Annotated in this window: 6 protein-coding genes and 1 pseudogene; 1 reads left to right on the top strand and 6 read right to left on the bottom strand. The window is 34.0% G+C overall.

Annotation, left to right across the window (positions count from 1 at the left end):
• Positions 1 to 186, top strand: a 186-nt coding sequence (locus tag F6K22_RS24460) for a hypothetical protein (protein WP_293103927.1), incomplete at its 5' end; no start/stop codon positions are given.
• Between the two features lie 91 nt (positions 187 to 277).
• On the opposite strand, the gene F6K22_RS24465 is transcribed toward F6K22_RS24460, so the two are convergent.
• The 6 genes and pseudogenes from F6K22_RS24465 to F6K22_RS24490 all read right to left on the bottom strand — a co-directional run bounded on the left by F6K22_RS24465 (position 278) and on the right by F6K22_RS24490 (position 7210).
• The gene (locus tag F6K22_RS24465) at positions 278 to 1015 is read right to left on the bottom strand and encodes a glutamine amidotransferase (RefSeq protein WP_293103930.1); all 738 of its coding nucleotides are present in this window, start codon (positions 1013 to 1015) and stop codon (positions 278 to 280) included.
• Positions 1016 to 1701: 686 nt separating this feature from the next.
• Complete coding sequence (locus F6K22_RS24470; protein ID WP_293103932.1) at positions 1702 to 2664, bottom strand: diiron oxygenase; 963 nt, start codon at positions 2662 to 2664, stop codon at positions 1702 to 1704.
• An 803-nt stretch (positions 2665 to 3467) separates the two neighbouring features.
• Positions 3468 to 3687: pseudogene (locus F6K22_RS24475) on the bottom strand (zinc ribbon domain-containing protein); the annotation flags it as partial.
• A 312-nt stretch (positions 3688 to 3999) separates the two neighbouring features.
• Complete coding sequence (locus F6K22_RS24480; RefSeq protein ID WP_293103935.1) at positions 4000 to 6021, bottom strand: P-loop NTPase family protein; 2022 nt, start codon at positions 6019 to 6021, stop codon at positions 4000 to 4002.
• Positions 6022 to 6286: 265 nt separating this feature from the next.
• The gene (locus F6K22_RS24485) at positions 6287 to 6901 is read right to left on the bottom strand and encodes a hypothetical protein (RefSeq protein ID WP_293103938.1); all 615 of its coding nucleotides are present in this window, start codon (positions 6899 to 6901) and stop codon (positions 6287 to 6289) included.
• Positions 6902 to 7009: 108 nt separating this feature from the next.
• The gene (locus F6K22_RS24490; protein WP_293103941.1) at positions 7010 to 7210 is read right to left on the bottom strand and encodes a hypothetical protein; all 201 of its coding nucleotides are present in this window, start codon (positions 7208 to 7210) and stop codon (positions 7010 to 7012) included.
• Positions 7211 to 7583: the final 373 nt, after the last annotated feature.

Consider the following 7583-nt stretch of genomic DNA (forward strand, 5'->3'; position numbering starts at 1 on the left):
GTTACTCATCCACAGGCATTGACGGTTAAGCCAACCGCATCTTATCAGTCTATACTTACATTTAAGTCTTTGTCAATAAACATAACTAAAAAAGTCCTCAAACCCTTACTGCGCCGTTCGAGCGTAGCAAGCGGGATTTCTTCTGTGGTCTATGTCTATATAGATAGACATCCCAGAAATGTTTAAGCAGCGATTAGTGCAGAAGATACAAATTTCACCCTCGTTACATGCTATGTGAAGAGAACTAGCCTATTAGATCGCTAAATTGCGCAAATTGTTAACTAAGTCGAAACTCTTTACTACTCTCGAATTCTGATAACCAACTTTGCCAAAATTGATTGGCACAAACTTCTAATTTTTCACCATAAATTGCTGTATCTTGTCTTAACTTAGTAACAGTTACATCTGAAGTTGTAGATATTTCTGCTGCATGACCAATAAACCATCTTTCCAATCCAATAGTAGTTACCTCTGGGTGAAATTGCAAAGCTAAACAATTTTTTCCCCAACTAAAAGCTTGGTTTTTATACTTGGAAGTTGAAGCAAGTAAAGTTGCACCAACTGGTAAATCAAAAGTATCACCATGCCAATGTAAAACAGATGTATTTTCTGGTGATAAATCAGCTAAAGGTGAATTGATTCCTTCTTGAGTTAACTCCAATTTCGACCAGCCAATTTCTTTACCTGAACCTGCATAAACTGACGCTCCTAATGCTCTAGCAATTAATTGAGAACCCAAACAAATACCAAGGGTAGGTAAATCTGCTTTCAGACGATTTTCTAATAAAGTTAATTCATCTGATAAAAATGGATAATCTGGCTCATCATAAACTCCAATAGGTCCGCCAAGAATTATCAGTAAATCAGTTTTCTCTGAATCAATTTTAGCTAGATTATCTACTCCAGCTTCTAGATAATTTACTGCATAATTTTGTTGTTTCAAAGCATCAGCTAAAGTGCCTAAGTCTTCAAAAGCTAAATGTCTAATAACAACAGCATTTTTTGTATCTTTCAATCCCATACTCCTTAAGTTAAATTCAGCTTATATAGCACTATGTTAGTTAGTAGAGAAAAAAAATAAGTGGTTAAGAAAAAAGAAAAAATTAGAGCGATCGCCCGATACTTAACCTTCAAAGTTAGTTATTAGAGAAAAAAATGAGCAGTTAAGAAAGAAGAAAAAATTAGAGCGATCGCCCGATACTTAACCTTCAAATTAGTGACTAAAAAGTTGGGAAAATTGTTCTTATTAACTACTGATATCGTGTCAGGATAATTAGTGATAAAAAAAGTTTTTGTTTGTAGTTTTGCTCTAGCCTTATCTAGAAGTTATAATTAAATCCCTACTACTAACTTCTAATTATAACTATTCAACCGGACATGATATTAGCTCTAGTTGACCTAAGTAAAAAGTTAAGAGTCAGATTTATATAGCAATCCGCGCATAGGTTGTAATAAATCAAAAAGTAGATAAAAAACCTGAAACTCCCGCCAGTTAAGTGTTCCCTAAAAGCAGTAAGGTTTTTATACACAAATAAAATAGGAATGCTATAGACTGAAAACTTTCATACTAAGGTAGAAAATATCTTCTTAGATACACTACGATTTATTGCCCGAAATCAGAAAAACAATTATTTTATAGCAACAGGTAATTATTAATTACTAAATCATAATTTTCTACTTTACCCACACCTATAAATTCCTCTAATTTTTTTCGACTAAATAACTATGATCGGCAAAAGTTTGCTCAACTACAGCAATATTAAAAACTCCTGCTTCATCAAACATTTTTAAACTAGGAGCTGCTGCTTTCCTAGCACTTTCACACGTTTTACTAACGGGGTGAATGTCTTCTAACATACCTCTGGCATCCTCCGAATTATAACCAAGTTGGCGGAGAACTCTGTATTCAAATTCTAAGTCAGGACCCACGAAAGCACAAAGAAGTTTTGGTAAAATCTTCCCTACTTCTTCTTGATGATAACAAGGTAAACTATCCCAAATCATTGGGAAAAGAGTACGGTAATAAATATTATGTCGTCCTTCATCAGCAGCATGGTCTCCGATAACTTTTCGTACTAATGGATCGACGTCTGGATCGTGAGGTAAACTGTGCAAAACTTTGGTAATTAAAGTTTCGGAAATAGCCACAAAAAATAACTTTATTAAATCAGGAGAAATTTGTGTTTTATGCTCTTCTAAAATTTTTTCAAGTTCTATTTCAAACCTGGGGCGACCAATCATAGATGGATCTATTCCGTAAGTTTCTCTTACTTGTTTAGCGAGATGTTCTGTAAATAATGCGTGACCTCCTTCATCGCAGTAAATTCTCAAGGCATCACTTTGTTGTTGATAAGTTATTCTAAATGGGGCACGTCCTTCTGCTAACCCAGCAGTGACAGGGTTGACATGACTCAGTTCAAGTATGTTTGTAAATCTGAGATGTCCTAATAATTGATAAGCTAAAGCTTTCATCCAACTATTACGATTCTTAGCAATTTCGGGATGACTTGCTAGGGGTACTAAGTCTGGAGAAAATGGTAGTCCAGAAATTATTCCTTCTCTAATTGGTTTCGCTCTAATCCAGCTTATTTCATCCCACTGCTCGAAGGGACTCTTATACCCATTCTGATTTTTTGAAACTGTTAGTTGTGGCTGTGAAACCATGAGTTATACTCCTGAGATTGATATTGTCAATCATTTAATTAGATTATATGTGAGATTATATATGAATATATAAGAAACTATTTATAAAGTTTTGTAAAGTAAAGTTAAAGCGTTTCCCGTTGTTATGAGGTCCAATAACTGGACCTTTGATGGGGTAAATATTTTTTGCTTGTTCCCTTGCTCCCCTACTCCCCTACTCCCTAAAACCCTGAATATATGTACCTCATAGCTTCGGAAACTGCTGTATCTGCCTTGAAACTGTAATAACTTTACCCAGACGTTAGGTAGTGGAAAGAAGTTTTGCTTGGGATCGGGCATAATCTTAGATTTTGTTGCATATTATGAAGAAAATTCTCACAAAGTGCGAAGCCTTCATTAATATTTCAATGATTCGTTTAATGCTCAAACGGTTAGCGTTTCGCTACGCGACATGAAAGGTCGAGCCTAGCGGCAGCTATATCGCTACTAATATTTCGCAATTGTTTACAAACAGCCTCTCATAATATAATCTAAGAATATAGTATTATTTCTTGATTATTTCTTGATTATTACTAAGTAAAAAAAATCTATTTAATTTTTAAGCTATTTCTCAGCAAAATTGATAATTTTTATCATTTTGTTTTTAATCAACTAATCCTAGTATTAATAGGTTAGGTTTCCTCAATATTTTTATTCCGTTCTACTAAACTTACCCAAACTTACCCAAAAAGGTTTTGGAGCTAGCTTCCTGTCTCACTGAAGACCACTGACCGCAGTCTGTAACTTATCTTCAAGAGCAGGCTTAAAATCGGTGAGAACTTCACCTACTTATTCACATATTTTTCTAAGTTGACAGCAGCATTAAAGTCTCTGTCAGCTTGAAATCCACAGTTAGCACAATTATAAGTTCTCTCACTCAATGGCATTTTCTGTTGATACCCGAGCGCGAGAACATATTTGAGAACTTGGGTAAAATCTATCAGCGATCATTACTGAACTGCCATACCACTCACACTTGTATATAAGCTGACGTTTGAACTCATAAGCGATCGCTCCCTTTTGTTCTGGATATGTTTGGGGCGATCGGGTTTTAAGAATTATGCCTAGCCTTATAACCCAAGACACTAAACTGGAGGAGACTGCTCCTCACTCATCTGATGTAAGCTTTATATTTGCGGGATTCTAGTCCTTCGTGCGCCCTCGTGTCGCACCCAAAACGGTAAAATTGTACGCTAAGAAATTAAAAGGAATGGATAAGATAAATATTAAACCAATTCGAGTTAATACTAGATAGTTAAACATAACCTAGGGAGATATAGCATAAGTCAGAAGTTAGAAGTAAAATTATTGTTGGGACTAAATTTTAATATTTCCTATAACTTTGTGGGCTATTTTTAATAACGAATGGTGTGAATATCTTTTTAAAACAACCAATAAAGCTTCATCCAAACTCACTTCTAAATCTTGGTTTTGAATATCCACAATGATTTGATAAACCAGTTCAAAAATAATTCGTTCATCTTTTGTGAAAATAATATATTCGGCATTATCCAAATTTTTAAATTTATCTAATTCTGCTATACTTTTTTCACCACTAACCTGATAAACTCTGGCCTCTCGATACATATAAAAGTTGATATGAGAATTTTTTAATACTAATTCATTCCAGTTAGTCATTCGAGAAAAAAATGCGTTTCCTGCATCATATAAAAAGCTTATAGCATAACCTAGATTTGTTGTCTGGATAACTAAATGGTCTGGAATTTTTTTAGGTCTATCTAAGGCAAGAAAATCTAACTTGATATCTGGTTTAATTATTTTAAAGGATTCAAAAATTTTCTCCAATTTTCCTCGGTCATCACTACTGGTAATAATTTGAGACTCACTATAGTTTTCTTCTAGTTCATGATATTGCTGATTGAGGTAATCTGTGATAATTTTATCGGCATTAGTTTGAGTAGCTTCAGTAATAGATGTTTTACCATTTTTATCGACTTTTGCTTCTAAATTTGTTTCTAGATTAGATTCAATATCCAGTTTTCCAGCTATCTTGAGAACAAGTTCTTTAATTTGTTTAATGTCTGAGGCTAAACTTTGTAAATTGGAATTTTCCTGTAATTTTATTTTGTTCCTTGTCTCGACATTTAGATACTCAGGTAAGGAAATACCATGAATTTTATAATTATAGAAATCAGCCGCAGAATTAATAATTCCACGCACAGAATTTCTATTTAAGATAGTCTGAATTTCTTGTGGAGTAAAAATTTGCTCTATCGGAATATTTATAGACTTTGATTTTTCATTGAGAATCGCTTTTAGTTGTTGTTCAGATGGTTTGTGTAAGAAAACTTGACATTGAGAAATTCTATCTATAATAGAATCATCAAACTCTTGTTGCCACTGTTCCCAGCGATCCGGAAATAAATTGAAAATAATCAAACTATTGGGAACATGGGTGAAAATTTCCTTGATAGCTTCTCCAAAACTATGCAAAAGATTTTGATTATACTCCCTACCCAAACCTTCTAACTGATCGAATACAATAATTAAAGGTTCATCTAAAAGTGATAAATAACCAAATATCTTTAATGCTTCTAGAGATACTTCTTCTCGATTTATACTTTGATTCCAGGATGCTATCCTGACCTGATCTAAGTATTTTTGAGGTACTTCATTCATTGCCAACCATTCTCTAATGATGCAACGATAATCTATGGATCTATATCCACAAAACTTGATAATTCCTTTTAATATTTCTGGTGCATATCCTGCGCTTGAATAATTTGTCACCCACCACAGATAAACTCGATTTTCTATATGTTCCCAAAGTTCTCTTCTAGCTTTAGTATCTGATGATAAATAGGTGAGTAATTTCAGATAGTTTCCATGTTCGACTGCTGCTAATATATCCCTGTCTTTTTTACTGGTTTTTTGCAAATATAGATGAGGATTTTCAACAATAATTTCTTTAAAAATATTGGCACAACTATTAGCAATCAAATATTCTAGTTGAGTATAATTAATTTTTGGTATACTCCTAATCAAAGATTCAAGTATCCGACTATAAATATGATATATAACAGCATCGGGATTATTAGGTTGACGAATAAATAATAGTCGATTAGTTTTTAATCTACTATTTGCTAGTCGCATCATTAGGTGAGTTTTGCCAAACCCAGGTTCTCCTATAACTACAACCCCTTTGCTTTGATGATTTATATCTTGCTTAATATCTTTTAGAGTAGATTGTATCCTATGAAATTCTTTACTAAAAACATTATCTGCATCATTATGCACCTGAAAAGGATGATCAACTCGACTACTTCCAAATGGATTTTTTCTTTTTTGAAGTTGAGTTTGAAGATTTAGATCGATCATAATTTTGATACTTGATATAATTTAAATTTGAACCATACAACCTATTATATAGAATCTGGGTAATTAGTTATCGTATCGCCCTAGGAGTCAGGAGTCAAGACCTAGGAGGCGCGGATAAAGAAAGAATTGAACTATTAAATTTTTAAATTCGTATTCAATAGAATGTCTGATTAAGAGGAAGTAATGCATGGGATTACTGTATAACCGGATTTTATATTATATCAAGTCTGGATCGTTAGACATTACCAGAAAATAAACAAGCCTTTTATTTAACCATTGGATAGAACAGCAATAGAGTTGTAGGTAGTCCTAAAAAGGAAAGGATAAAGCTATAGGCAACGGCAGATATAAAAGCAGCATCAATAACAAAAAGGTTGTTGGCACTAAGGTTGATATCCCCACCTGTTTCACCATCAATAAAAAGCTCTGTAGAAATATTCTTAGTAACAGTCACATCTCCTTCCCTATCCAGAGTAATATCACCTCCTGAAGCAGCTAAAATACTATTTACATCGTCATTCACACCACCAATATTCACATCTGCCACATCAAAAAATACTCTCCCACTACCAGAAACTGCTTCTAAATTTCCTACATTCAACCGCAAATATCCACCTATTAAACCTATTCCTCCATTCCCAGATGTTTGAAACAAAACACTCCCGACATTTATCAAATAATTCTCAGAAACTCTAGCAATATTTTCACTATTAGCATTAACTAAAACCTGCCCTGTTGTTGTTAAAGAAGCCAGATTTATATCACCTACTTCTCCTAAATTTCCTAACTGAATATTAATCCTGCCACTTCCAGCATTTAATGTCGTTTCATCTAATTGATTTATAGAAGCTTTCCCGTCAGAACGGTTAGCAATATTCATTTCATTATTATTACCAAACAAGTCAATATTTCCATTTCCAACTGATGTATCAATATCCGCATTAATATTAATACTTCAAGCTGCTTTTAATTCTACAAATACCGAACTTTATATCAAACTATCGACTGTTATATCATTGTTATCTAAGACAATAAAATTACTTTCTTTTTCTTGAGTTGATAAATGTATTTTTCCAGAGACAAATACATTTCCTGCTGTATCGGCAATTATTGTATTATCTGCTAATTCTAATTCACCATTGTTATTAACGATTATGAATGTGGCGTTTTTTCCTTTTTCACCTGTCAATAATTATGGTAAAGATAGAGTGTTTAAATTATAAATATCTTCTATTGTTGAGTCTATATCTAAACTTAATAAATGTCCTGGTTGAGATATTCTCAAGATATTACCGAATAATTAATAATTATTAATTACTAATTAAATAATTCAGCTTACTCTGCCTCCCCTTGGATAGGGGAAAAAAGCGGTCGGAAAGCGGAGCAGTCCGTTAGGATGGGATGGCGAGGTTTCCTCGCTTGCCTCCAATCGACCAAGAGAGCGGTCGGAAAGCGTAGCATTCCGTCAGGATGGGATGGCGAGGTCTCCATTCCCTCCGGGACGCTACGCGTTTCATGTCGCGCAGCGTTAACGCGCGTTTAGCGTTCCGCACAACGCGCGA

The sequence above is a fragment of the Okeania sp. SIO2F4 genome, from assembly GCF_010672385.1.
GTDB lineage: Bacteria > Cyanobacteriota > Cyanobacteriia > Cyanobacteriales > Microcoleaceae > Trichodesmium.

Bases quoted from the DNA above. Each gene is read 5' to 3' on its own strand.
- F6K22_RS24485 (WP_293103938.1), bottom strand. From the start codon at position 6,901: ATGAATATTGCTAACCGTTCTGACGGGAAAGCTTCTATAAATCAATTA.
- F6K22_RS24470 (WP_293103932.1), bottom strand. From the start codon at position 2,664: ATGGTTTCACAGCCACAACTAACAGTTTCAAAAAATCAGAATGGGTAT.
- F6K22_RS24480 (WP_293103935.1), bottom strand. From the start codon at position 6,021: ATGATCGATCTAAATCTTCAAACTCAACTTCAAAAAAGAAAAAATCCA.